The 18,905-nt window shown below is 71.9% G+C and carries 23 protein-coding genes; 7 read left to right on the top strand and 16 right to left on the bottom strand.

From position 1 onward, the window contains the following. The first annotated feature begins 25 nt into the window (after positions 1-25). On the top strand, positions 26-991 hold the full coding sequence (locus ABWI07_RS34555) for a CapA family protein (protein ID WP_353821142.1): 966 nt from the start codon (positions 26-28) through the stop codon (positions 989-991). Between the two features lie 22 nt (positions 992-1,013). On the opposite strand, the gene ABWI07_RS34550 is transcribed toward ABWI07_RS34555, so the two are convergent. Beyond that, entirely contained in the window at positions 1,014-1,601 is a 588-nt protein-coding gene (locus tag ABWI07_RS34550) for a TetR/AcrR family transcriptional regulator (protein WP_353821141.1), read from the bottom strand. Between the two features lie 48 nt (positions 1,602-1,649). On the opposite strand from ABWI07_RS34550, the gene ABWI07_RS34545 reads away from it, so the two are divergent. Continuing rightward, positions 1,650-2,468, top strand: coding sequence for a class I SAM-dependent methyltransferase (locus ABWI07_RS34545; RefSeq protein WP_353821140.1), 819 nt, complete (start codon positions 1,650-1,652; stop codon positions 2,466-2,468). 7 nt (positions 2,469-2,475) lie between these two features. On the opposite strand, the gene ABWI07_RS34540 is transcribed toward ABWI07_RS34545, so the two are convergent. After that, positions 2,476-2,970, bottom strand: a complete 495-nt coding sequence (locus ABWI07_RS34540) for a pyridoxamine 5'-phosphate oxidase family protein (protein ID WP_353821139.1) — start codon at positions 2,968-2,970, stop codon at positions 2,476-2,478. A gap of 101 nt (positions 2,971-3,071) precedes the next feature. Between ABWI07_RS34540 and ABWI07_RS34535 the strand changes: the two genes are divergently transcribed. Both ABWI07_RS34535 and ABWI07_RS34530 read left to right on the top strand, forming a co-directional pair. Next, positions 3,072-3,422, top strand: coding sequence for an ArsR/SmtB family transcription factor (locus tag ABWI07_RS34535; RefSeq protein ID WP_149257210.1), 351 nt, complete (start codon positions 3,072-3,074; stop codon positions 3,420-3,422). Next, complete coding sequence (locus tag ABWI07_RS34530) at positions 3,419-3,940, top strand: GNAT family N-acetyltransferase (protein WP_353821138.1); 522 nt, start codon at positions 3,419-3,421, stop codon at positions 3,938-3,940. Before ABWI07_RS34535 ends, ABWI07_RS34530 begins: the two co-directional genes overlap by 4 nt. A 49-nt stretch (positions 3,941-3,989) precedes the next feature. Here ABWI07_RS34530 and ABWI07_RS34525 read toward each other — a convergent pair whose 3' ends face one another. Continuing rightward, on the bottom strand, positions 3,990-4,736 hold the full coding sequence (locus ABWI07_RS34525; protein ID WP_353821137.1) for a YqjF family protein: 747 nt from the start codon (positions 4,734-4,736) through the stop codon (positions 3,990-3,992). 204 nt (positions 4,737-4,940) lie between these two features. Here ABWI07_RS34525 and ABWI07_RS34520 point away from each other — a divergent pair, with 204 nt between their 5' ends. Continuing rightward, a complete protein-coding gene (locus tag ABWI07_RS34520) occupies positions 4,941-6,374 on the top strand; it encodes an MFS transporter (protein ID WP_353821136.1) in 1,434 nt (477 codons plus the stop codon). Positions 6,375-6,683: 309 nt separating this feature from the next. Here the strand turns inward: ABWI07_RS34520 and ABWI07_RS34515 are convergent, their stop codons facing one another. The 3 genes from ABWI07_RS34515 to ABWI07_RS34505 are packed head-to-tail and all read right to left on the bottom strand — an operon-like array spanning position 6,684 to position 8,867. Further along, positions 6,684-7,820, bottom strand: a complete 1,137-nt coding sequence (locus ABWI07_RS34515) for an NAD(P)H-dependent flavin oxidoreductase (RefSeq protein ID WP_353821135.1) — start codon at positions 7,818-7,820, stop codon at positions 6,684-6,686. Between the two features lie 43 nt (positions 7,821-7,863). Beyond that, positions 7,864-8,064 carry a DUF397 domain-containing protein gene (locus tag ABWI07_RS34510; RefSeq protein WP_353821134.1) on the bottom strand — a complete coding sequence of 67 codons (201 nt, stop codon included), beginning with the start codon at positions 8,062-8,064 and terminating at the stop codon, positions 7,864-7,866. Further along, positions 8,061-8,867 (bottom strand): helix-turn-helix domain-containing protein, encoded by an 807-nt coding sequence (locus ABWI07_RS34505; protein ID WP_353821133.1) that lies wholly within the window; start codon positions 8,865-8,867, stop codon positions 8,061-8,063. The genes ABWI07_RS34510 and ABWI07_RS34505 overlap by 4 nt, the downstream gene beginning before the upstream one ends. A 194-nt stretch (positions 8,868-9,061) precedes the next feature. Here ABWI07_RS34505 and ABWI07_RS34500 point away from each other — a divergent pair, with 194 nt between their 5' ends. Beyond that, positions 9,062-9,481 (top strand): ATP-binding protein, encoded by a 420-nt coding sequence (locus tag ABWI07_RS34500; RefSeq protein WP_353821132.1) that lies wholly within the window; start codon positions 9,062-9,064, stop codon positions 9,479-9,481. A 15-nt stretch (positions 9,482-9,496) separates the two neighbouring features. On the opposite strand, the gene ABWI07_RS34495 is transcribed toward ABWI07_RS34500, so the two are convergent. The 3 genes from ABWI07_RS34495 to ABWI07_RS34485 form a co-directional block, all read right to left on the bottom strand. Further along, positions 9,497-9,877, bottom strand: a complete 381-nt coding sequence (locus ABWI07_RS34495) for a Zn-ribbon domain-containing OB-fold protein (protein ID WP_353821131.1) — start codon at positions 9,875-9,877, stop codon at positions 9,497-9,499. A 3-nt stretch (positions 9,878-9,880) separates the two neighbouring features. Next, complete coding sequence (locus ABWI07_RS34490; RefSeq protein WP_353821130.1) at positions 9,881-11,041, bottom strand: thiolase family protein; 1,161 nt, start codon at positions 11,039-11,041, stop codon at positions 9,881-9,883. A gap of 68 nt (positions 11,042-11,109) precedes the next feature. Further along, positions 11,110-12,063, bottom strand: a complete 954-nt coding sequence (locus tag ABWI07_RS34485) for a GlxA family transcriptional regulator (protein WP_353821129.1) — start codon at positions 12,061-12,063, stop codon at positions 11,110-11,112. 95 nt (positions 12,064-12,158) lie between these two features. Between ABWI07_RS34485 and ABWI07_RS34480 the strand changes: the two genes are divergently transcribed. Continuing rightward, positions 12,159-12,812, top strand: a complete 654-nt coding sequence (locus tag ABWI07_RS34480; RefSeq protein ID WP_353821128.1) for an HD domain-containing protein — start codon at positions 12,159-12,161, stop codon at positions 12,810-12,812. A 97-nt stretch (positions 12,813-12,909) separates the two neighbouring features. Here ABWI07_RS34480 and ehuA read toward each other — a convergent pair whose 3' ends face one another. From ehuA to ectB, 7 genes are all read right to left on the bottom strand, one after another. Continuing rightward, positions 12,910-13,857, bottom strand: a complete 948-nt coding sequence (ehuA, locus tag ABWI07_RS34475; protein ID WP_235036524.1) for an ectoine/hydroxyectoine ABC transporter ATP-binding protein EhuA — start codon at positions 13,855-13,857, stop codon at positions 12,910-12,912. Next, complete coding sequence (gene ehuD, locus ABWI07_RS34470; RefSeq protein ID WP_200841655.1) at positions 13,844-14,497, bottom strand: ectoine/hydroxyectoine ABC transporter permease subunit EhuD; 654 nt, start codon at positions 14,495-14,497, stop codon at positions 13,844-13,846. The genes ehuA and ehuD overlap by 14 nt, the downstream gene beginning before the upstream one ends. Beyond that, positions 14,497-15,213, bottom strand: a complete 717-nt coding sequence (gene ehuC, locus ABWI07_RS34465; protein ID WP_353821127.1) for an ectoine/hydroxyectoine ABC transporter permease subunit EhuC — start codon at positions 15,211-15,213, stop codon at positions 14,497-14,499. Before ehuC ends, ehuD begins: the two co-directional genes overlap by 1 nt. 3 nt (positions 15,214-15,216) lie before the next feature. Further along, positions 15,217-16,110, bottom strand: coding sequence for an ectoine/hydroxyectoine ABC transporter substrate-binding protein EhuB (gene ehuB, locus ABWI07_RS34460; RefSeq protein ID WP_353821126.1), 894 nt, complete (start codon positions 16,108-16,110; stop codon positions 15,217-15,219). 96 nt (positions 16,111-16,206) lie between these two features. After that, entirely contained in the window at positions 16,207-17,172 is a 966-nt protein-coding gene (thpD, locus tag ABWI07_RS34455; RefSeq protein ID WP_353821125.1) for an ectoine hydroxylase, read from the bottom strand. After that, positions 17,169-17,564: an ectoine synthase gene (locus tag ABWI07_RS34450; RefSeq protein WP_089312209.1), complete on the bottom strand. Its 396-nt coding sequence runs from the start codon at positions 17,562-17,564 to the stop codon at positions 17,169-17,171. The genes thpD and ABWI07_RS34450 overlap by 4 nt, the downstream gene beginning before the upstream one ends. A gap of 34 nt (positions 17,565-17,598) precedes the next feature. Further along, positions 17,599-18,861 (bottom strand): diaminobutyrate--2-oxoglutarate transaminase, encoded by a 1,263-nt coding sequence (gene ectB, locus ABWI07_RS34445; RefSeq protein ID WP_149257195.1) that lies wholly within the window; start codon positions 18,859-18,861, stop codon positions 17,599-17,601. Positions 18,862-18,905: the final 44 nt, after the last annotated feature.

Below are 18,905 nucleotides of genomic sequence, written 5' to 3'. Positions count from 1 at the left end.
GCACGACTGTTCAAGGGGTTCTGCGATGCCCATCACGATCGCGCTCGCCGGGGACACGATGCTGGGACGCGGCGTGGCGGAGGAGATCGCCGCGTCCGGTCCGCACGGCCTGTTCTCCGAGGGGGTGCGCGAGGTCTTCCGCGAGGCCGACCTCGCCCTGGTGAACCTGGAATGCTGCGTGTCCGACCGCGGGCGGCGATGGGACGCGCCGGGCAAGCCCTTCCACTTCCGCGCCCCGCCTGCGGCGGCCGAGGCCCTCGCCGACCTCGGCGTCGACTGCGTGACGCTCGCGAACAACCATGCCCTGGACTACGGACCCGACGCGCTGGCGGACACGCTCGACATCCTGCGGCGGGCGGGCATCCGGACGGTCGGCGCGGGCGAGAGCCTCGGGCGGGCGCGGGAGCCCGCCGTCGTGGAGGCCGGGGGAGTGCGGGTCGCGGTCCTCGGCGTCACCGACCACCCGGCCGATTTCGCCGCGGCCGCCGACCGCCCGGGCGTCGCCCTCGCCGATCTGGAGAGCGGCGTCCCAGCCTTCCTGCTGGAGCAGATCCGGCGGCTCCGCGACGGGCACGACGCCGTGCTGGTCATGCCGCACTGGGGCCCGAACATGATCCCGGCGCCGCTGCCGTACGTGCGGCGTGCGGCGGAGAGCCTGGTGGACGCCGGCGCGACGCTCGTCGCCGGGAGTTCCGCGCACGTCTTCCACGCCGTGGTGCGGCCGGTCCTGTTCGACATGGGCGACTTCATCGACGACTACGCGGTGGACCCCCTCCTGCGCAACGACCTCGGCCTGCTGTTCCTGGTCACGCTGGACGCCGCCGGGCCGTCCCGGATCGAGGCGGTGCCGATCCGGCTCGACTTCTGCCGCACCCGCCTGGCCGGCGGCGCCGACCGCGCCTGGATCGCGGACCGGTTCACCGCGGCCTGCGCCGCCTTCGACACGCCGGTGGCCGTCCGCGACGGCCGGCTCGTCGTCGAAGGGCCGTAGCGGCCCCGGAGGCGGGCGACGGTCAGGGCAAGGCGGGCGCGACGACGCCGGCCACCATCCTGCGCACGGCCTCCTCGTCCGGCGGTGCGGCGGCCCGGTCGGCGAACAGCAGGTGGGTCGTGCCGATGAGGGTGGGGGCCAGCAGGTCGACCTCCGCGTCCGCCGCGAGGCGGCCGAGATCGCGTTCGGCGGCGAGGTAGGAGGCGACCAGGTCGACGGCCTCCGTCAGCACCGGGACGCCCGCCGGCCAGGTCTCCCGCAGCCGGGCGCGCAGCCCGTCCCGGAAGGTGATCAGGGGCACGATCGCGACGGCGACGGACCCGAACACCGCCGTCAGTGCGGCGGTGAGGTTGCCGACGACGGTGCCGGTGCCCGCCGCGTCGCGCAGGGCGGCGGCCTCGGCGTCCATCCTGTGGACGCGGTCAAGCACGAACTCGGCGAGGAAGGCGTCGAAGTCGTCGAAGTGCCGGTGCAGGACGCCCTTGGCGCAGCCCGCCTCGGCGGTGACGGCCCGGCTGGTCAGCGCGCTCGCCCCCTCCCGGAGCAGGACGCGCTCGGCGGCGTCGAACAGCTGCCTGCGCACGTCGCGCATGGCGATCCCTGTCGGCACGGCGGACTCTCCTTGACGAGTGGGCATGCGCCCACTAAGAATGGGCGCATGACCACTATACCGACCGCCCCTTCCCCCGAGCCGCATCGCGCCCGCGAGGTGGCGGAGTCCTTCGGCACGGACCCCGAGCGCTACGACCGCGCCCGTCCCCGCTATCCCGACGCCCTCGTGGAGCGGATCGTCGCGGCCTGTCCCGGCCCCGACGTCCTCGACGTCGGCTGCGGCACCGGCATCGAGGCCCGGCAGTTCCAGGCGGCCGGCTGCACGGTGCTCGGCGTCGAGCCCGACGCGCGGATGGCCGCCTTCGCCCGGCGCGGCGGGCTGGAGGTCGAGGTCGCGACGTTCGAGGCGTGGGACCCGGCGGGCCGGGACTTCGACGCCGTGATCGCCGGGACGGCCTGGCACTGGGTGGACCCGGTCGCCGGCGCGGCCAAGGCGGCGCGAGTGCTGCGGCCGGGCGGCCGGCTGGCGGCGTTCTGGCACGTGTTCCAGCTCCCGCCGAGCGTGGCGGACGCCTTCGCCGCCGTCTACCGGCGGGTCGTGCCCGACTCCCCGTTCCAGCTCCAGTCGGACAAGCCGGCCATGGAGATCTACCAGGCGATGTTCACCAAGGCCGCCGACGGGATCACGGCCGCCGGCGGCTTCGGCGAGCCGGAGCAGTGGCGGTTCGACTGGGAGCAGGCCTACACCCGCGACGAGTGGCTGGACCAGATGCCCACCCACGGCACGCTCACGAGGCTCCCGGACGCCGAGCGGGCGGCGGTGCTGGAAGGCGTCGGCGAGGCGATCGACGCCATGGGCGGGAGCTTCACCATGCCCTACGCCACCATGGCCGTCACCGCGTCGAAGGCCGCCGGCCCCGCCTGACGCCCGGTCAGGCAGGCGGGACCGGGTCCACGCGGCGCCGGGTGTCGATGCCCGAGGCGTTGCGCGGGTCCCGGCCCGGCAGGTGCACCTCGTATCCGGTCGCGTCCGCGCGGTAGAGGCGCAGCGGGGCGTCGCCGCTGAGCTCGTCCGGCCGGAAGGCCACGGCACCCGGATCGACCCTGGGGAACGCCTCGGCGCAGCGCTCCGGCAGTTCCTCGTCCGGCACGAGGGAGGCCGCGGCGTCGATGTAGACGGCGCTGCCCTGCCCGATCTCCATCGACGAGTCGTAGATGACGATGGCGACCTCCGGACGTGCGGCGATGTTGGCCGAGTGCCGCGCCTCCGGAGAGGAGACCCAGTAGAACGTCCGGTAGCCGGCGTGCGTGAAGTACACCGGCGACAGGCGTGGCCGGTGGTCGGCTTCGCTGGTTCCCAGGGTCATGTAGCGGTTCTCGTCGATGACGGTCCGCGCCAGCGCGTCCAGATCCTCTGGCAGGCTCATGGCAGGAGTGTGGCCGACGGGTACGACATCGCGGCGGCGGGCGCCGCCCCGGGCGGCATGATCTGGATCTTTCGCGCTCCATCGTCTATCGTCGATGGACGATGGATGTCGAGAAGGGGCCGCTGGACCGGTCCACCGCCGCCGAGTACGCCTCCTGGTTCAGGGCGCTGGCCGATCCCACCCGGATCCAGATCGTCTCGCTGCTGGCGCGCCAGGGCCGCCCGATGGCCGTCGGCGAGATCGTGGACGCGGTCGAGGTCGGCCAGTCGACCGTCTCGGCCCACCTGAAGGTGCTGGCCGGGGTGCGGTTCGTCCTGGCCGAGCGGCGGGGCACCGCTTCCTACTACCGCGTCAACGAGGCCTGCGTGCGCTGCTTCCCGTCCGCCGCCGACGTCGTCATGGGCAGGCCCGTCCCCGCCCTGCCCGCCGGGGCCCCGGGGGGACGGCCATGACCGGGCGGGCGGCGGACCCCGGCATCGCCGTCAGGCCCATGCGCCCGGACGACGCCGCACGGGTGCTGGCGATCTACCAGGACGGCCTCGACACCGGCCAGGCCAGCTTCGAGACCACGGCTCCGACCTGGGAGGAGTTCGACGCCGCCAAACTGGAGCGCCACCGGTACGTGGCCGCGGACGCGGCCCCGCCGGGCGAGGTGCTCGGCTGGATCGCCGCCGTTCCGGTGTCCGACCGCTGCTGCTACAGCGGGGTGGTCGAGCACAGCGTCTACGTCTGCCCGCGCGCCCGGGGGCGGGGCGTCGGGTCCGCCCTGCTGGCCGCGTTCATCGCCTCCACCGAGGCCGACGGCATCTGGACGATCCAGTCGGGCATCTTCCCCGAGAACACCTCAAGCCTCCGGCTGCACGCCAAGGCCGGGTTCCGCACCGTGGGCGTCCGCGAACGCCTGGGCCGCCTCAACGGCCACTGGCGCGACGTCGTCCTCCTCGAACGCCGCAGCCCCCTAGTGCTCTAGCGGGAACGCCCGGCCCCCGGCCGGGCGGGCCGTCCCGCGAAGCGGCGGCTCAGGGAGCCTCGGCGAGAGGTTCCGGACGGCCGAAGCGCACCGCCACGCCCGGCGAGTACAGCACGCTCGCCGGCTCCCCGAGCGGCCCCGGCAGACCCCCCGCCGCCACGAGGTTCTCCTCGCAGCGCAGGAGCGACGCCCGGTGCAGCGGCCACCGCGGATGGACGTTCGGCAGGAAGGCGACACGTCCGAGCTGGGCGTTGTGCATACCCCAGCGGGCGGTCAGGAAGTGCTCCAGTTCCGAAGGCTCCTCCACCCGTTCGCCGATCCGCACGGCGATCCGGCTGTAGGCGCCGCGCGGGCCCGGCCAGCGCCGCGAACTGGCGTAACTGATCACGTCGCCCCGCGCCCGGATGGCCATGCGCGACCACTGGTACGGCAGTCCGAGCCCCGCCCGTGCGATCGCCACGGGCAGCAGCCGCGAGGCGTCCAGCGACCGGAAGACCACACCGCGCCGCCCCTGCGCGTCCACCGAGTACAACCGCACGTTCGTCTCCGGGAACGTTCCCAGGTACGGGACCCCGGGCAGTCGGAACCACCCCACCCGGTGCATCCAGAACGCGATAAGCCCGACATAGGTGGTGCCGTGCAGTGTGTCCGGGACGAGGCCCTTCGGCAGCAGCGGCGCCACCCGCCGCGGCTCCACGGCCCAGTGGATGAACGCCAGGTCGAGCCACGATTGCGTGAGCCACGGCCTGGGGACCACGCCAGGCGGATCGGCGGCGATGGGCTGCGGAATGGGCACCGCCCCATCGTCTCACTGGGAACGTCACCGATGCCGGTATCCGCGCGGTAACCGAGGGACTCGGAAGTCCCGTCTTCCACGCTCACGGGCGGTGCCGGACGATGTTGCCGGTTACAAGTGGGAACCGGCAGTCATCAGGGGAACCGCCCCGCCCGGTTCCCGTCGAAGGAGAGCCGGGCGACGATGTCGGATTCGAGCGAGCGAATGAACGGGCGAGCGTGGGCCGTCCTGATGGTGCTGTGCGGCGCGATCTTCTTGGAGGGGATCGACGTCGCGATGCTGAACGTCGCGCTGCCGTCGATCCGCGCCGACCTGGGCCTGTCCACAGGGATGCTCGGCGGCGTGGTGAGCGCGTACGTGCTCGGCTACGGCGGCTTCATGCTGCTGGGCGGCCGGGCCGCCGACCTGCTGGGGCACCGGCGGATGTTCGTGCTGTGGCTGTCGGTCTTCCTGGTCTTCTCCGGCGTCGGCGGATTCGCCACCGGGGGGTGGATGCTGCTGCTCGCGCGCTTCCTCACCGGCGTCGCGGCGGCGTTCATGGCGCCCGCCGGGCTGGCGCTGGTCACCTCCGCCTTCCCCGAGGGGCGGGCGCGCACCCGGGCACTGGGCGTGTACGCGGGGACGGCCGCGGGCGGGTTCTCGCTGGGCCTGGTGGCCGGCGGCGTGCTCGCGTCCTTCGGATGGCGGTGGGTGTTCTTCGCGCCGGTCATCATGGCGGCGGTGATCCTGGTGGCGGCGCTGGCCCTGCTCCCCGGCACGGGCGCGGTGCGGCGCGGGGGCGGTTTCGACGTCGCGGGGGCGCTGGCCGTCACGGGGGCGATGCTGCTGCTGGCGTACGGGGTGGTCCGGCTGGAGAACCTCGGCGCGGGTCCCGGTCTGACCGCCGGCGTGTTCGCCGCGGGCCTGGCGCTGCTCGGGCTGTTCGCCGCGATCGAGCGGCGGTCGAGGTCGCCGCTGGTGCGGCTCGGCATCCTGCGGACGGCCCCGCTGGTCCGCGTGAACGCGGCCGCACTGCTGTTCCTGAGCGCGTTCGCGGGCTTCCAGTTCCTGGCCACCCTGTACTTCCAGGAGGTGCGCGGCTGGAGCACGATGCAGACCGGCCTGGCCATGCTGGTGATCGGCATCGACACGGTGCTCGCGCCCACGCTGACGCCCCGCCTGGTGGAGCGCTTCGGCAACACCCGCGTGCTGTTCGGCGGGATGCTGCTCGCGGCGGTCGCGTACGCGCTGTTCCTTCCCGTCGGGGCGGACTGGACCTACGCCGCCATGCTGCCGTCGCTGGTCCTGCTCGGCCTCGCGTTCTCGCTGGCCTACGGACCCCTGACGATGGCGGCGACCGAGGGCGTCCAGGAGGACGAGCACGGCGTGGCGGGCGGCCTGCTCTACACGGCCATGCAGTTCGGGACGGCGCTCGGGCTGTCGGCCGTCACCGCCGTCAGCGTCGCCGCCGGAACGGGCCCGGAAGCCCTGCGCACCGCCCTCGCCGTCCCGGTCGCGGCGGCGGCGCTGGGCGCGGTCGTGATCGCGTTCGGCCTCCGCACGCGCCCGGCCCCGGATGGCGCCGCCCCGGAGGCGGCCCTGGACGATGCGGCCGCGAACGGGAACCCGCCCGCCGAAACCGCCAAGACCGCCGTCTGATCTGGAAGGGAGACGCCAGTGGCCGCGAAGGTGAAGCCGTTCGCCGAGATCCAGGACCAGTTCGACGCCTACATCGGCGACATCGTGTACGCGACCATGACCACCGTCGACGCGAAGGGCCGGCCCCGCGCACGCGTGCTCATCCCCGTCTGGGAGACCGGTGACGGCGGCCCGCTGACCGGGCACCGCGGACGCGGTTCCCCGGGCCCTGCCCTCGCTGCGGTGATCACAGCGAGGGCGGGGCTTCGGGGGCCCGCCGTTGCCGGGCCGAACCGGCGGGCCCGGCCTGGTCCTCCAGGGGCGAGCGGTCTACTCCTCGCCGGTGACGCGGTTCAGGCGCTCCACGGCGTTCGCGAAGTCCTCGACCATGTCGTAGACGACCTGGCGGGCGGGCTTGACGGTGTTCATCAGGCCGACGCACTGGCCCACGAAGTAGTTCGCGAGCGCGCGGGCGCCCGGGTTGCCGGACTCGGCCACCTTGGTGATCTGCCGCATGGCGCCCTCCGCGACGATCATCTGGAGCGGCATGCCGAGCGGGCCGGGGCTGGCGGGCCCCTCCCACTCCTCCGTCCAGGCGGAGCGCAGCTGGCGGGCGGGCTTGCCGGTCCGCGACCGCGACCGGATCGTGTCGCGGGACGTGGCGGCGAGCATCTTCTCCTTCACCGCCGGGGGCGTCTCGGCCTCCTCGGTGGTGAGCCACACCGAGCCGCACCACACGCCGGACGCGCCGAGCGCGAGCGAGGCGGCCATCTGGCGTCCGGTGGCGATCCCGCCCGCGGCGAGGACGGGGACCGGCGCGACCGTGTCGACCACCTCGGGGACGAGCACCATCGTGGAGATCTCGCCGGTGTGCCCGCCGGCCTCCCCGCCCTGCGCGACGATGAGGTCGACCCCGGCGGCGACCTGGCGGCGGGCGTGCTCGGAGGTCCCGACCAGCGCGGCGACGGGGATCCCGGCGGCCTTGGCCTTCTCCACCATCAGCGGCGGCGGGGTACCGAGGGCGCTGGCGATGAGGCCGATGGGGTGGGCGAGCGACACGTCGATCAGCTCCGTCGCGCCCTCCTTGGTGACCTGCGAGCCGCCGCGCGCGTTGGACCGCTTGGCCTTCTCGAAGTCGGGCAGCGGGACGTCGTACTTGGCGAACAGGCCGGTGAGGAACGTCCAGTGCTCGTCGGGGACGGCGGCCAGCAGGGCGTCCAGCCCCGCGCCGCCCTCCGCCGCCTTGTCGATCTTGCCGGGGACGAGCACGTCGACGCCGTAGGGGCGGCCGTTCACGTGCTCGTCGATCCAGCGCAGCTCCTCCTCGAGCCGGTCCGGGGTGTACGCGACGGCGCCGAGGACGCCGAACCCGCCGGCGTTGGTGACGGCGGCGACCACGTCGCGGCAGTGGCTGAAGGCGAACAGCGGGAACTCGATACCGAACCGTGCGCATACCTCGGTGTTCATGCCCCCGACGCTAATGGACCGAACGCCATTCGGTCTAGGGTCGTCAGGCGCCGCGGATCTTGAGACGGTCGAGGAGGCTGCTCCAGGCGTCGAGGGTGAAGGTGAGGACGGGACCGTCGGGGTCCTTGGAGTCCCGCACCGCAACCAGCCCAGCGGCTGCCGCCGCCTCCACGCACTCTTGGGTCTGGGAACTGCTCCGGCTGCTCTTTCGCCAACGCGCACGTGCCAGGTCTGATCCCGTCATAGCTCCGAGATTATTCTTTCGATCACTTCACGACTCGCGTTCTCGCAGAGGGCGAGAGAGCGCACCTCCTCGAACTTGGCCTTGTACTGCGAAACGTGCTGGTCGTCCTCCAGAATCCATCGTCCCGTCAGGTGGTCGGTCAGCACGATGCCGAGGATCGCGGGAGTGCCGACCTCGATGAGTTCGAACTGGCCGCCGTAAGCGGTGCCCGGGTCGACATCGAGGGGGAGAACGTGCAGGTGGAGGTGCTCTCTCTCCATCTCATTCAGGAGCCTTCTCAGCTGCGCTCTCATGGTGTGGCGACCCCCGCGCATGCGACGAAGCGCCGCCTCGTCCAGGATCACGTCCAACCGGGGTGGTCGAGGCGCCTGCAAGATGTGTTGCCGGGCCAGACGAAACGCCACCCACCGTTCGATCGACTCCGGCGGGTTCTCCGGGATCTGCCTCTGGTGGAGCGCGCTGGCGTAGCGCTCGGTCTGGAGGAGTCCGGGAATGTAGGTGGTCTCCGTGATCATGATTCTCGCCGCGCTGTCCTCCACCGAGGCGTAGTCCAGGGCTTCCGGCGACACGAAGTCCTTGTACGCGTCCCACCAGCCTGGGCGGCGGTCCTGTTCGGCGAGGGTCATCAGGGCCGCGCGCAGGGGGGCCGGGACGGCGTAGCGGTCCAGGATGAAGCCGAGGTCGCGGAGGCGGAGCCACTGCACCCCGTTCTCGATCTGGCTCAGGGACGACGCGGAGCGCTCCAGGTGGCCGCCCGCGGTCTTGAGGGTGTAGCCGGATTCCTCCCTGAGGCGGCGGAGCACTCGTCCGATCTTGCGGCGGCGTGTGGTGGAGAGTGTCGATTCCGACATGTGATCAGAATGTCACGCTGCGGAGTCGGATGCCGGAGAATCGGCGACCGCTGAAATTTCAGCGGGGAGTCCTGTCGGAAGGTGCGGAACGTGTTGAGGCGGTTGGCGGAGCGCGAAGAACCTTGGACCCGAGAGAAGGGGTCCTCATGGCGATCGGCGAGGTCATCGCGGCGCTCACGCTCCCCGGCGTGGAGCAGTCGGCGAGGTATGCGCGGTGGTTCGCGCGGGACGTGCTGCGGGAGGGTCATCCCTCGCTGGATGACGTCCAGACGTGTGTGAACGAGGCCTTCACGAACGCGGTCGAGCACACCGCGTCCGGACGGGGCGGGAAGGTGACGGTGATGTTCTCGGCGGACGGCGGGGAGATCGTCGCGGAGGTCGTCGACGACGGGGCGGCGGGGGAGCGGCCGGTCATGCGAGATGATCCGCTGGCCGAGGACGGGCGGGGCCTGCGGATCATCGACGGGCTCGCGCTGGCATGGGGCGTGCGGACGGACGGCCCCCGGACGGCGGTGTGGATGCGGTTCCCCGGGCCGCCGCCGCGGAGCGTCCTCGACCCCGGTTAGCCGGGCGTGGGCGACTCATTCGGCGGCGGGGCGGAACAGCACGAACGACTCGCCCTCGTCCGGATGCTCGAACACCGCGCGCAGCGGGAGCCCCTCGCGCAGGTCCGCGCGGGTCACGCCGTCCAGGCGGGTGTGCAGCCACGGCCCCTCTGCCAGCTCGACGAGCGAGAGGAAGACGGGCGGCTCCTTGGGCAGGATCGTCCACGTCGCCAGGGACGCCGCGCCGCTCGCCTCGGCCCAGGCGAGGTTCTCCTCGCCGCAGCCGGGGCAGCCGCTCGCGTCCGGCGCGAACCAGCGGTCGCACGCCTCGCAGCGCCGCACGACCAGCCGGTCGGCGGCGGCGCCGTCGAAGAACGGGTCGGTCCGGCCGTCGCGGCGCAGAATGCCGATGTCCACCGGCTAGGCCCCCTTCGCGTGCGGGCTGACGATCAGCGTGGAGTGGTGGTCGAGGATCCCGCCGTTCCCGCTGACGAGGATCACGTCGGTGGACGGCGCCTGCCGCTCCCCGCCGTCCCCCCGCGCCTGGATCACGGCCTCCGACAGCGGCGTCATGCCCCACATGTAGTACGCCGACAGCTGCCCGCCGCCGGTGTTGGTCGGCAGCGACCCGCCGGGCGCGAGCGCGCCGGACGCGGCGAACGCGCCGCCCTCGCCCTTGGCGCAGAACCCGTAGTCCTCCAGCGTCACGAGGACGGTGTAGGTGTAGCAGTCGTACAGCTCGCACACGTCGACGTCGGCCGCAGTGATCCCGGCCATCTTCATCGCCGTCGCGCCGGACGCCGCGGCGCCCGTCGTCAGGCCGAAGTCGCTGCCGCGCTCCTTGCGGTGCCCCGGGTGGCCCTGCCCCCAGCCCCACAGGTGCACGGGCGGGCGGGCCAGGTCGCGGGCCCGGTCGGCGCTGGTCACGATGACGGCGATCGCGCCGTTGGAGACCAGGCAGCAGTCCAGCAGGTGCAGGGGCTCCGACACCCAGCGGGAGGCCTGGTGGTCCTCGATGGTGATCGGCTCGCGCATCTGCGCCAGGGGGTTTCCGGACGCCCAGGCGCGGGTCGCCACGGCGATCGCGCCGAGCTGCTCGCTCGTCGTCCCGTAGCGGGCCATGTGCCGCTGGGCGGCGAGGGCGTAGTGGGAGTTCACGCTGCGCAGGCCGAGCGCCGCCGTCATCCCCCCGAACCCGTACCATTCGCGCGCGTCCCGGTTGTAGGCCGAGCCCGCCGACTGCTTCGGCTTCAGCGGCGCGTCGGCGAACACGCACGCGACCGTGGTCGCCGATCCGTTCAGCACCGACATCGCCGCGTACGACACCATCGCCCCGGCCGTCGCCCCGTAGGAGTTGACCAGCGCCAGCAGCCGCAGGTCGCGCAGGCCGAGCGTGTCGGCCAGCTCGATCCCGGGCGAGCCGCCCATGCCGTGGCTGACCAGCAGGCCGTCCAGGTCGCCGAGCTCCAGGCCCGCGTCGGCGGCGGCCAGCCGTACCGCGTCGGCGGCCAGCCGCCGGGGGCTGCGCCCGTACACCCTGCCGAGCTCGGTCATCCCGAGCCCCACGATCGAAGTGCCCATCGCCTCGCTCTCCTCGTCCGTGCCCGCCACGGTACAGAATCGCGTTCGGTAGACGCTCGGCGGGGTGATCAGCGGCCCCGGAACGCGCTCCGGTACGCCAGCGGTGAGGCCCCCACCCGCCGGGAGAAATGGGCCCGCAGCGTCACCGGCGACCCGAACCCGGCCTCGGCCGCCACCCGTTCGACCGGCAGGTCCGTGCTCTCCAGGAGCTGCTGGGCCCGGTGGACGCGGGCGCGCGACAGCCACTGCTGCGGCGTCGTCCCCGTCTGGTCGCGGAACCGCCGCGTCAGCGTCCGCACGCTGACGGACGCGTGCCTCGCGATGTCGTCCAGCGTCAGCGGGCGGTGCAGGTTCGCCTCCAGCCAGGCCAGGAGCGGCTGGAGGGCGGCCTGGCCGTCCGGCGGGTCCTCGTGGCGGATGAACTGGGCCTGGCCGCCGTCCCGCTGCGGCGGCATGATGATGCGCCGCGCGGTCCGCGCGGCCGTCGCGGAGCCGTGGTCGCGGCGGACCATGTGCAGGCACAGGTCGATGCCGGCGGCCACCCCGGCGGACGTGAGGACCTGGCCGCCGTCCACGTACAGCACCGACGGGTCCAGGTCGACGCGGGGGAACCGCCGGGCCAGTTCGTCGGCGAACCGCCAGTGCGTCGTCGCCCGCCGCCCGTCCAGCAGCCCGGCCGCGGCGAGGACGAACGCGCCGACGCAGATGGAGGCGATGCGGGCGCCCCGCGACGCCGCGTCGCGCAGCGCGTCCAGCACCGCGGCGGGTGGCTCGGACCGGACGTCGTCGTGGCCGGGCACCACGATCGTGTCGGCCGTGGCCAGCGTGTCGAGCCCGAAGGGGGCCTCGACCCGGATCCGGCCGAGCACGGCGGACGTCTCCACCCCGCCCGGCGGCGTGCACACCCGCGTCTCGTAGAGCGGAACGTCCCCGGACGTGGTCGTTACGCCGAACACCTGGCCCGGGACGGCCAGATCGAACGCGACCACCCCGTCCAGCGCCAGCACCGCCACCACATGCATGGCCGGAATATAGCGGATATCGGCAATCTGGCCACTGGTCGCCCCCGGATCGGTCAGCGGACGATCGAGGACGACCATCCGACCGAGGAGTCCTGATGACCGATGCCTTCGCCGAGTTCTCCCTCCCCGACACCGGCCTCACCCGCGAGGCGTACGACCTGGTGTTCGCCACGGAGACGGCGGCGCTCGCCAACCACAGCGTCCGCACCTACCTGTTCGGCCGCGCGGTGGGGGAGGGCCTCCGCCTCCGCCCGGCCGACGGCTACGACGACGAGGTGCTGTTCCTGGCGAGCGTCCTGCACGACCTCGGCCTGACCGAGCGGGGCGACGGCCGCCAGCGCTTCGAGGTGGACGGCGCAGACGCCGCCGCCGAGTTCGTGAGCGGGCACGGTCTGGACGACGCGCGAACGCGCGTCATGTGGGAGGCGATCGCGCTGCACAGCAGCACCGGCATCGCCAACCGGATGCGGCCCGAGATCGCCCTCACCCACGCCGGGACCAGCATCGACATCACCGGTCAGGGTGCTGAAGCCCTCCCCGAGGGCTTCGCCGACCGGGTCCACGCCGCCTTCCCGCGCCTGGAGCGGGACTGCGGCCTCGCCCTGCCCGTCCTCGAACAGATCGCAAGGGACCCGGCCAAGGCGCCCTTCGGCACGCTGCCCGCCGAGATCGCCCGCCAGCACCGCATCGGCCCCGAGGTCCCCGCCTGGGGCGACCTCATGGCGGCGGCCTGGCCCGGCGTCGCCTGAGACCGGGGAGGCCCGGCACCCGCAGAACGAGAGTCGCCCGCGTCCCCGGGGCGACGGGGACGCGGGCGACGCGCGGGGACGCGAGGCCCCGGTCCGGTCAGGAGGCGAGGACGGCCTGCAGGAAGTCGCGGGTGCGCTGCTCGGACGGCTCGCCGAAGATCTGCTCCGGGGGCCCCTCCTCGACGATCTGGCCCTGGTCGAACATCAGGACGCGGTCGGAGATGTCCTTGGCGAAGGCCATCTCGTGGGTGACGCAGAGCATGGTCAGGTCGCTCTGCCGGGCGATGTCGCGCAGCAGGTCCTGGACGCCGACGACGAGCTCGGGGTCGAGCGCCGAGGTGACCTCGTCCAGCAGCAGCACCCTCGGCTGCATGGCCAGCGCCCGCGCGATCGCCACCCGCTGCTGCTGACCGCCCGACAGCTGGGAGGGATGCGCGCTCTCCTTGTCCGACAGGCCGACCATGTCCAGCAGGCCGCGGGCCCGCTCGACCGCCTCGTCCTTGGACACCCCGAGCACGCGCACCGGCCCCTCGGTGAGGTTGCGCAGCACGTTCATGTTCGGGAACAGGTTGAACTGCTGGAACACCATGCCGACCTGCTTGCGCATCTCGTGCAGGTGCTTCTGGTTCGCGGGGACGCGCTTGCCGCCGCGGTCCATGTGCCACAGCGTCTCGTCGCCGATCCAGATCAGGCCCTCGTCGAGGGTCTCCAGGGTCATCAGCAGCCGCAGGATCGTGGTCTTGCCCGACCCGCTCGGCCCGATGAGCGTCACCCGCTCGCCGGGCGCCACGGTGAAGTCGAGTTCGCGGAGCACGACGTTGGAGCCGAACCGCTTGACCACCTTCTCGAAGCGGATGCCCGGCGCCTCACCGCGGGGCAGCCCCGCGGCCGGCTCGGCCTTCGAGGCGGTGCCCTTCCGGAGGGAGGCGCCCGCGTCGGCGGACGCCCCGCCCGCGGCGGGGTTCTGGGACGCGCCTTCGGCGTCCGAAGGGGGGCCCTGCGCCACGCCCCCGGGGTCGGCTTCGTCGGTGTTAGTTGGTGGCATAACGCCTCTCCAAGCGGCGGACGAGTATCGAGGATATGACGCTGACCACGACGAACAACAGGCCGACCATGGTGATCGGCTCCAGGAACTGCAGGGTCCTGGACCCGACCTGGTAGGCCGAGAACAGCAGTTCCGCGACGTTGATCGCCAGCAGCATCGGCGAGTCCTTGAACATCGCGATCAGGTAGTTGCCGAGCGTCGGGATGACCCGCCGGATCGCCTGCGGCAGGACCACGTCCAGCCACACCCGCGAACGCGGCAGGTTCAGCGCGGTGCACGCCTCCCACTGCCCCTTGGGGACGTCGGCGATCCCGGCCCGGTACACCTCGGCCGTGTAGGTCGAGTAGTGGATCCCGAGCGTGATGGTGCCCGCGGTGAGCGACCCGATGGTGACGCCCCACGCGGGCAGCACGAAGAACACGAAGTACAGCTGCGGGATCAGCGGCGTCGACCGGATGAACTCGGTGATCCACCGGATCGTCTGGTTGAAGACCCGGCTCGGCGAGCGGCGCAGCAGCGTCCACACCAGACCGAGGACCAGGGCGATCACGTAGCCCAGCAGCGTCGCGACCAGCGTGTAGCGCAGCCCGTCCAGCAGGTCGGGGAGGATCTCGCCGGAGTAGTGCCAGTCCCAGCTCATCAGGCGCTCACCCCCGCCCCGGGCGCGCCGGCCGCGATCGTCCCGAGGGACGGCTCAGCCGGCAGCCTGCGGCCCAGCATCCGGTCCACGCGCCGCTCGGCGTAGCGGACGAACAGCTGGAGCACCTGCGCGATCACGAAGTACAGGACGAGCACGACCGTGAACGCGGCGACGGTCTGGCCGGTGCTGCCCTGGATGTTCTTGGAGACGCGGGTCAGGTCGACCAGGCCGACCAGGGACACGATCGCCGTGCCCTTCATCAGCTCGATGATCAGGTTGCCGAACGGGGGCAGCATCAGCGCGAACGCCTGCGGCAGCAGGACGCGCCGCATGCGCTGGAACGTGGTGAAGTTCAGCGCGATCGTCGCCTCGTACTGGGCCTTCGGGACGGCGTTGATCGAACCGCGCACCACCTCGGCGCCGTAGGCGCCCACGTTCAGGCCGAGGGCGAGTACGGCCGCGAACATCGTGGTGAACCGGAGCCCGATCAGGGGCAGGGCGTAGAAGAACCAGTACAGCAGCACCAGCGTCGCGTTGCCGCGGAAGAACTCCACGTACACGCGGTTGAGCACCCGCACCCAGGGGTGGCGTGACGTGCCCGCCATCCCGAAGACCAGGGCGAGCACCAGCGCCAGCGCGCCGCCGAGGAGGGTGAGCCGGATGGTGACCCACGCCCCGTCCAGCCACTGGGGATAGCTGTCGAGGACCTCGGACACGGGTCAGCCCTGGCAGAACTTGGCGGCGGTGTCCCCCGGGCCGGGCATCTCCGCCTGGGTGAAGCCGAACGGCTGCAGGACCGGCAGCAGCTTGTTGCCCTGCTGGAGCTTGGCGAGCTCGCCGTTCCAGGCGTTCACCAGGTCGGTGTCGGCCTTGCGGAACGCGAACGCGCCGGCGCCGAGCTGCTCCTTGCCGTCGATGACGGGGGTGAACGCGTCGGTGACCTCGAAGCCCTCGCCCTGGTGCTTGGTCAGCAGGTCGGCCAGGGAGATGCGGGTCAGCCAGATGCAGTCGATGCGCCCGGCCTTCAGGCCCTCGTATGCGCTCGCCTGGTCGGCGAACGTCTTGATGTCGCCCTTCTTGACGCCGGTCTTCTCGGCGTACCCGGCCTCGACCGCGCCGGTGAGCACGCCGACCTTGGCGCCCTTCTTGCCCGGGTCCTCGGCGGCCTTGAGGCCCTTGGGGTTGCCCTTCGGCACCATGAAGGCGCTCTTGGCGACGTACTCGGGGTTGGCGAACGCCGCCGAGGCGCACCGCTCCGGCGTGATGAACATGCCGGCGGCGATCGCGTCGAACCGCTTGGCGTTGAGCCCGCCGATGAGCCCGCCGAAGTCGACCTGGACGCCCTTGATCTCGTCGATGCCGAGGTTCTTGAAGATGGCGCGCGCGAGCTCGGGGGCCTCGCCGGTCAGCTTCCCGGACTTGTCGGTGTAGCCGTAGGGGGCCTCGTTGGCGAACCCGACCGTGATCACACCGGCCTTCTTGGCCTTCTCCAGCGTGCCGCCGCCGGCCTTCTCCGTCTCCGGATCCGTCGTGGAGCAGCCCGCCGCGGCCAGCGGCGCCGCGGCGGACAGCAGCACGGCGGTGCGGAGGAAGTCTCGTCTCGAGGAAGTCATCGTTGAACTCCTGATAGGTGTGCTCCGCGCCCGCAAAAAGGCCGAAGTGGCCCCCTTGCGGGCGCGGAGCGGGGTCGGGTTATCGAATTGTTAGGCTCAGGCGCCTGCGGCGCCCTCGGCGGCGGAACGGCCTTCCGCGCCCCCCTGGGCGCTCTCCGCCCCGACGGGAGTGAAGTCGCGGGCGCCGATGAAGGCGGGACGGGGCGCGGGCGCCGAGAACGGCTCGACGCACGTGTTCTCCACGCTGTTGAACACGATGAACACGTTGGAGCGCGGGAACGGGGTGATGTTCCCGTTCGAGCCGTGCATGCAGTTGCAGTCGAACATGGTGGCCGAGCCCGCCGAGCCCGTGAACAGCTCGATCCCGTGCTTGTCGGCCAGGATCGACAGGCTGTTGGGGTCGGGCGTCCCGATCTCCTGTCCGCGCAGGGACTCCTTGTAGTGGTCGTCCGGGGTCTCCCCGACGCAGGCCACGAAGGTCTTGTGCGAGCCAGGCATGATCATTAGCCCGCCATTGTGCACGAAATTCTCGGTGAGCGCGATGGATATGCTCACCGCGCGCATCCGGGGCATGCCGTCCTCCGCGTGCCAGGTCTCGAAGTCCGAGTGCCAGTAGAAGTCCTTGCCAGTGAAACCTGGCTTGTAGTTGACCCGGCTCTGGTGGACGTAAACCTCCGAGCCGAGGATCTGCCGGGCCCGGCCGACGACGCGGGGGTCGCGGACGAGTTCGGCGAACACCTCGCTGATCCTGTGCACCTCGAAGATCGAGCGGACCTCGTCCGAGCCGCGCTCGGTGACCGTGCGCTCGTCGGCCAGGATGCGCGGGTCCGCGGACAGCCGGCGCAGCTCGGCGCGGTAGTCCTCGACCTCCTCCGGCGCGAGCAGCTGGTCGACGGACAGGAAGCCGTTGGCCTCGTAGGCCTCGAGCGTGGCGGCGTCGACGGGCCCGTCCTGGGCCTCGCCGTACACGACCGGGTCCTGGCGGTACAGCAGCGCGGCCTCGGAGGACTTCCGGGTGGGGTAGGCGTCGTCGATCGTCGGATGGGACTCGATGATGCTCATGCGTCCTCCTCGGTCAGCAGCGGGTACACGCCGTTCTCGTCATGGACCTCCCGGCCGGTGCAGGGCGGGTTGAACACGCAGACGGTCCGCACGTCCGTGTGCGCGCGCAGCGTGTGGTGCTCGTGGCCGTCGAGCAGGTACATCACGCCCGGCTCGATCTTGTGCTTCTCGCCCGTCTCGTCGTTGGTCAGCTCGCCCTGGCCCTCGACGCAGTACACGGCCTCGATGTGGTTGGCGTACCACATCTTCGTCTCGGTGCCCGCGTACAGGATCGTCTCGTGCAGCGAGAACCCGACGCCCTCTTTGGCCAGCACGAAGCGGCGGCTGCACCAGGTCGGCGCCTGCACGTCGCGCTCCGTGCCGATGATCTCCCCGAGGGAACGAACGATCATTGAGACTCCCTTGTTCTGTTCGGTGCCCGGCGGCTCAGGCGGTGACCTTCTGGCGGACGGCCTCCACCGAGTCCGCGATGATCTCCAGGCCGGTGGCCAGCTCGGACTCGGTGGTGGTGAGCGGCGGCAGCAGCTTGGCGACCTCGCCCTCGGGCCCGGAGGTCTCCATCAGCAGCCCCCGCGCGAACGCCTCGCCGCACACCTTCGAGGCCGCCTCCGGGTCCTTCATCACCAGGCCCCACGCCAGGCCGCGGCCGCGGACGGAGTCGACGGCGCCGGCGTGCGCGATCGCGATCTCGTTCAGCGCCGCCTGGACCTGCTGGCCCTTGGCGAGGGTCTGCTTCTCGAAGTCGTCGCCGGTCCAGTAGTCCTCCAGCGCGCCGACGGCGGTGACGAACGCGGGGTTGAAGCCGCGGAAGGTGCCGTTGTGCTCTCCCGGGTCCCACACGTCGAGCTCGCGCTTCATCAGCGTGATCGCGAAGGGCAGGCCGTAGCCGCTGAGGGACTTGGACAGGCAGACGATGTCCGGGGTGATCCCCGCCTCCTCGAAGCTGAAGAACGGCCCGGTGCGGCCGCACCCCATCTGCACGTCGTCGACGATGAGGAGGATGTCCTGCCGGCGGCAGAGGTCCTGCAGGCCGCGGAGCCACTCGGCGGTGGCCACGTTGATGCCGCCCTCGCCCTGCACGGTCTCCACGATGACGGCGGCGGGCTTGTCGAGGCCGCTGCCGCTGTCGTCCAGCATCGTCTCGAAGAGCAGGAAGTCGGGCGTCCTGCCGTCGAGGTAGTTGTCGTAGGGCATCGCCACGCCGTGCCCGAGGGGCACGCCGGCGCCGGTGCGCTTCATCGAATTGCCGGTCACGGCGAGCGCGCCGAGCGTCATCCCGTGAAAGGCGTTGGTGAAGCTGACGACGGTCTCGCGGCCGGTGTACTTGCGCGCCAGTTTCAGCGCGGCCTCGACGGAGTTGTTCCCCGCGGGCCCGGGGAACTGGACTTTGTAGTCGAGGCTGCGGGGCTTCAGGACGTACTCGTTGAAGCGTTCCAGGAACTCGCGCTTGGCCGAGGTGTACATGTCGAGTCCGTGCACGACCGCGTCGCCGGCGAGATAATCCAGCAGCCGGCGTTTCAGCTGCGGGTTGTTGTGCCCGTAGTTGAGGGTGCCGGCGCCGGCGAAGAAATCGAGGTAGGTCTTGCCGTCCTCGTCGGTCATGTGGCTGCCCTGGGCCGTGGTGAACACCGTGGGCCAGCTTCTGCAGTAGCCGCGGACTTCCGATTCCAGGCGGTCGAAAACGTCCATGTCTGCCTCCAGGCAGGGTCGGAGAGGAGCGGGTGGGGGGCGTG

The sequence above is a fragment of the Actinomadura sp. NPDC000600 genome (genome assembly GCF_040492135.1).
Lineage (GTDB): Bacteria > Actinomycetota > Actinomycetes > Streptosporangiales > Streptosporangiaceae > Spirillospora.
This window is presented reverse-complemented; position numbering and strand designations above follow the sequence as displayed.

Excerpts from the sequence above, each read along its gene's own strand:
- ABWI07_RS34530 (WP_353821138.1), top strand. The coding sequence starts at position 3,419 with ATGACCGGGCGGGCGGCGGACCCCGGCATCGCCGTCAGGCCCATGCGC.
- ABWI07_RS34540 (WP_353821139.1), bottom strand. The coding sequence starts at position 2,970 with ATGAGCCTGCCAGAGGATCTGGACGCGCTGGCGCGGACCGTCATCGAC.
- ABWI07_RS34485 (WP_353821129.1), bottom strand. The coding sequence starts at position 12,063 with ATGCATGTGGTGGCGGTGCTGGCGCTGGACGGGGTGGTCGCGTTCGAT.
- ehuD (WP_200841655.1), bottom strand. The coding sequence starts at position 14,497 with ATGAGCTGGGACTGGCACTACTCCGGCGAGATCCTCCCCGACCTGCTG.
- ABWI07_RS34500 (WP_353821132.1), top strand. The coding sequence starts at position 9,062 with ATGGCGATCGGCGAGGTCATCGCGGCGCTCACGCTCCCCGGCGTGGAG.
- ehuA (WP_235036524.1), bottom strand. The coding sequence starts at position 13,857 with ATGCCACCAACTAACACCGACGAAGCCGACCCCGGGGGCGTGGCGCAG.
- ABWI07_RS34490 (WP_353821130.1), bottom strand. The coding sequence starts at position 11,041 with ATGGGCACTTCGATCGTGGGGCTCGGGATGACCGAGCTCGGCAGGGTG.
- ectB (WP_149257195.1), bottom strand. The coding sequence starts at position 18,861 with ATGGACGTTTTCGACCGCCTGGAATCGGAAGTCCGCGGCTACTGCAGA.
- thpD (WP_353821125.1), bottom strand. The coding sequence starts at position 17,172 with ATGAGCATCATCGAGTCCCATCCGACGATCGACGACGCCTACCCCACC.
- ABWI07_RS34450 (WP_089312209.1), bottom strand. The coding sequence starts at position 17,564 with ATGATCGTTCGTTCCCTCGGGGAGATCATCGGCACGGAGCGCGACGTG.
- ABWI07_RS34545 (WP_353821140.1), top strand. The coding sequence starts at position 1,650 with ATGACCACTATACCGACCGCCCCTTCCCCCGAGCCGCATCGCGCCCGC.
- ABWI07_RS34535 (WP_149257210.1), top strand. The coding sequence starts at position 3,072 with ATGGATGTCGAGAAGGGGCCGCTGGACCGGTCCACCGCCGCCGAGTAC.
- ABWI07_RS34480 (WP_353821128.1), top strand. The coding sequence starts at position 12,159 with ATGACCGATGCCTTCGCCGAGTTCTCCCTCCCCGACACCGGCCTCACC.
- ehuB (WP_353821126.1), bottom strand. The coding sequence starts at position 16,110 with ATGACTTCCTCGAGACGAGACTTCCTCCGCACCGCCGTGCTGCTGTCC.
- ABWI07_RS34515 (WP_353821135.1), bottom strand. The coding sequence starts at position 7,820 with ATGAACACCGAGGTATGCGCACGGTTCGGTATCGAGTTCCCGCTGTTC.
- ABWI07_RS34520 (WP_353821136.1), top strand. The coding sequence starts at position 4,941 with ATGAACGGGCGAGCGTGGGCCGTCCTGATGGTGCTGTGCGGCGCGATC.
- ABWI07_RS34510 (WP_353821134.1), bottom strand. The coding sequence starts at position 8,064 with ATGACGGGATCAGACCTGGCACGTGCGCGTTGGCGAAAGAGCAGCCGG.
- ABWI07_RS34555 (WP_353821142.1), top strand. The coding sequence starts at position 26 with ATGCCCATCACGATCGCGCTCGCCGGGGACACGATGCTGGGACGCGGC.